Origin of the sequence: Shewanella sp., assembly GCF_051658185.1 — a bacterium.
In the GTDB taxonomy this organism is placed as follows: Bacteria; Pseudomonadota; Gammaproteobacteria; order Enterobacterales; family Shewanellaceae; genus Shewanella.
The window spans coordinates 1-2907 of record NZ_JBOFMC010000082.1; the positions used below are offsets into that span (position 1 = coordinate 1).

Here is a 2907-nt window from a genome sequence, read left to right on the forward strand (position 1 = left end):
CAAGGGGCCGATGAGGCCGACATCCGCGGTAATCAGCTCAGCGGCGACGGCTTTGGGATTTATGGCGAGCAGATAACCGCGCCGCGCATTCATGATAATCGCATTAGTGGTAACCGTCGCCTCTATGTGCTCGATAGGGGCGATGGCATTTATCTTAAGCAGGTCACGGCGCCAGAGGTGACCGCTAACCATATCCAAGCCGTGCGCGACGGGGTGTATTTAGAGACCGTCAGCGGGAGTCGCATTGTGGATAATCAGTTTACCCAGCTGCAATACGGCATTCATTACATGTACACCTCCGGCGATGAAGCGTGGCATAACCACGCGGTAGCGGTGGACGGTGGCTATGCTTTGATGAGCTCCAAAGCCATTTATCTGCACCACAACCACGTTGAGCAAGCGCGCGACTTTGGGATTTTGCTGAATGTGACCGAGTCCTGCCATATTCAGGCCAACGTGGCCCGCCAAGTGCACAATCCGAAAGGCACGGTTGAGCTGGGTAATGAAGGCAAAGGCCTGTTTATCTACGGCGCCCAGCATAACCAGATTGAAGCCAATGAATTTAGCCAGAGCGATACCGGGATCAGCATGGCCATGGGCGGTGAGCAAAATCGCCTGTGGCACAATCACATCTCGGCCAATCAAACCCAAGTCAAATACGTGGGCGAGGCGCAATTAGAATGGAGCCATGAAGGCGAGGGCAATTACTGGTCCCAATACGCCGGCTGGGATCGCAACGCCGATGGGATTGGTGATATCGCCTACCGTCCTAACGACAGTCTCGATAAGCTCTTTTGGTTATATCCCGAAGCCAAATTACTCATGGATAGCCCTGTGGTACAGTTGCTACGCTGGGTGGAGCGGCAATATCAGCCGCTGCAGGCCAGTGGGGTTATCGACAGTTTTCCGCTCATGCGCCCCTTAGCGTTCCCCCCGATTGATGGAGCCTCCCAATGAATCATCAGCCCTTGAGCGCCGGCTCATCGCGCGCGCCGCGCGAGGTGGCAATCCAAGTCAGTGAGCTGTGTAAGTCTTATGGCCGCTTTCACGCATTAACCGATATCCACTTTGAGTTATTCAGTGGGCAGATGTTGGCGCTGCTGGGCCATAATGGCGCCGGGAAATCCACACTGCTCAAATTAATTTTAGGGTTAATCACCCCGACCGCGGGCCACATTCAGGTGCAGGGGCGAAGCGTTGGCGAGGCCCGCGCAAAATACGGCATGTCGATAGGCTATCTTCCTGAAAATGTCAGCTTTTATGACAATATGACCGCCGCAGAGCTGCTGGGGTATTTTGCCAAGCTTAAGGGCGTTGCTCCCGCCAAAGTGCACCAATTGCTGGGCGAGTTTGGCTTGGGCGCGGCGCAGGATCGGCGCATCGGGACGTTTTCGAAGGGAATGCGCCAACGCTTAGGGTTGGCGCAGGCGATCCTCGCCGAGCCTAAGGTATTGTTGTTAGATGAGCCAACGGTGGGGCTGGATCCGCTGGCCTCGGACTTTTTGTACCAAAAAATGGCCGAGCTTAAGGCCAAGGGCTGCGGGATCATGATCTGTACCCACGAATTGGGCCTGGTGCAGGCGCAGATGGATCGGGCCCTGATCCTCGGCAAGGGGAAAATGCTCGCCAGTGGCCATTTAACGGCCTTACGGGAAGCGGCCGCGCTGCCAGTGCAGGTGACCTTACACGCCCTGACCCCGACGCAGCGACAGCAGCTCGGCCACGATCCGCTGTTAGCGCCTTTTATCGCCCCCAGTACGTTGGGAGACATGCGCCCTAGAGACGTAGGCGTTGGTGAGGTACGCCTCCAGGTGCCGCTGGCGCATAAGTCGGCGGTATTGCAGCAATTGTTGCACGGCATTCAAACCGATGAATTTTCTTTGGAGCTCGCCAGTTTGCAGGACATCTTTCACTTCTATATGGATAAGCTCAATGACCCCGCCACGGCGTCTCATGTTCAAGGGCAGCGCCCAGAGCGTGACTCAGCGTTTAGCGCGCCGGAGGCTTGCAGATGAGTCAGGCCAAGTCACAGGAACCGCGCGTTTTTACGCCATTATCGGCGCTGCAGTTAATCGGCATTATCGCGGCGAAGGAATTTAAGGATAATCTGCGTAACCGCTGGTTATGGATGATGACCGGCATACTGCTGTTGCTGTCGCTGTGCGTCAGTTTTATGGGCAGCGCCGTGTCTGGCACGTTAGTGGTGTATGAGCCGTCACAGCTGCTGTCCGGCTTGGTCACCTTAAGTGTGTTTATGCTGCCACTCGGGGCGATTTTGCTCAGTTACGATAGCTTTGTCGGTGAAAAGGAATCCGGCACCCTATTGTTATTGCTCACTTATCCGGTTGAGCGCTGGCATATTCTCTGGGGCAAATTAGCGGGCCACGCGCTGGTGATGAGCCTGGCCTGTATCCTCGGATTTGGTATGACGGCCGGATTATTGCTGGGCTTAGGGGAGGCGAAGGATCGCATGGCGCTGCTGCAGGGCACCTTGCACCTTATCGGCAGTGGCATTTTGCTCTCCTTAGTGTTTGTGCTGTTGGGCTATTGGGTGAGTTTAGCGGTGCGGGAAAAGGCGAAAGCCCTCGGGATATTGCTGCTGTTATGGTTTGCCTTAGTGCTGATTTATGATTTGGTGCTGCTGACCGCCTTGGTAGGCCTTGCCGATAGCTTAAGTCGTGAGTGGCTAAATATCGTTATTTTGATCAACCCCACAGACTTATTTCGGGCCCTGAATCTGCTCGCCAATCCGAGTGAGCATTTAGCGGCCAAAAGTAGCCTCGCCTTGGTGCTGCAAATGGGCTTAAGTTTGCCATTAATGTATGGTTTATTAGTCGCTTGGATAGGTGCTTTATTGCTTGGCACGACGTGGTTTTTTAAGCGTCTCGAGATGTAATCTACCGGAAA

Annotated in this window: 3 protein-coding genes; all 3 read left to right on the forward strand. The window is 54.7% G+C overall.

The window, feature by feature from the left end; genetic code table 11:
• The coding region (gene nosD, locus ACRCZA_RS03640; RefSeq protein ID WP_438673121.1) for a nitrous oxide reductase family maturation protein NosD at window positions 1–957 on the forward strand (957 nt) is incomplete at its 5' end.
• Entirely contained in the window at window positions 954–2015 is a 1062-nt protein-coding gene (locus ACRCZA_RS03645; RefSeq protein ID WP_438673122.1) for an ABC transporter ATP-binding protein, read from the forward strand. The genes nosD and ACRCZA_RS03645, both read left to right, overlap by 4 nt.
• Window positions 2012–2896 (forward strand): ABC transporter permease, encoded by an 885-nt coding sequence (locus tag ACRCZA_RS03650; protein WP_438673123.1) that lies wholly within the window; start codon window positions 2012–2014, stop codon window positions 2894–2896. The genes ACRCZA_RS03645 and ACRCZA_RS03650 overlap by 4 nt, the downstream gene beginning before the upstream one ends.
• Window positions 2897–2907: the final 11 nt, after the last annotated feature.

What these genes read in the sequence shown, in the direction of transcription:
- ACRCZA_RS03650 (WP_438673123.1), top strand. Translation starts at nt 2,012, where the DNA reads ATGAGTCAGGCCAAGTCACAGGAACCGCGCGTTTTTACGCCATTATCG.
- ACRCZA_RS03645 (WP_438673122.1), top strand. Translation starts at nt 954, where the DNA reads ATGAATCATCAGCCCTTGAGCGCCGGCTCATCGCGCGCGCCGCGCGAG.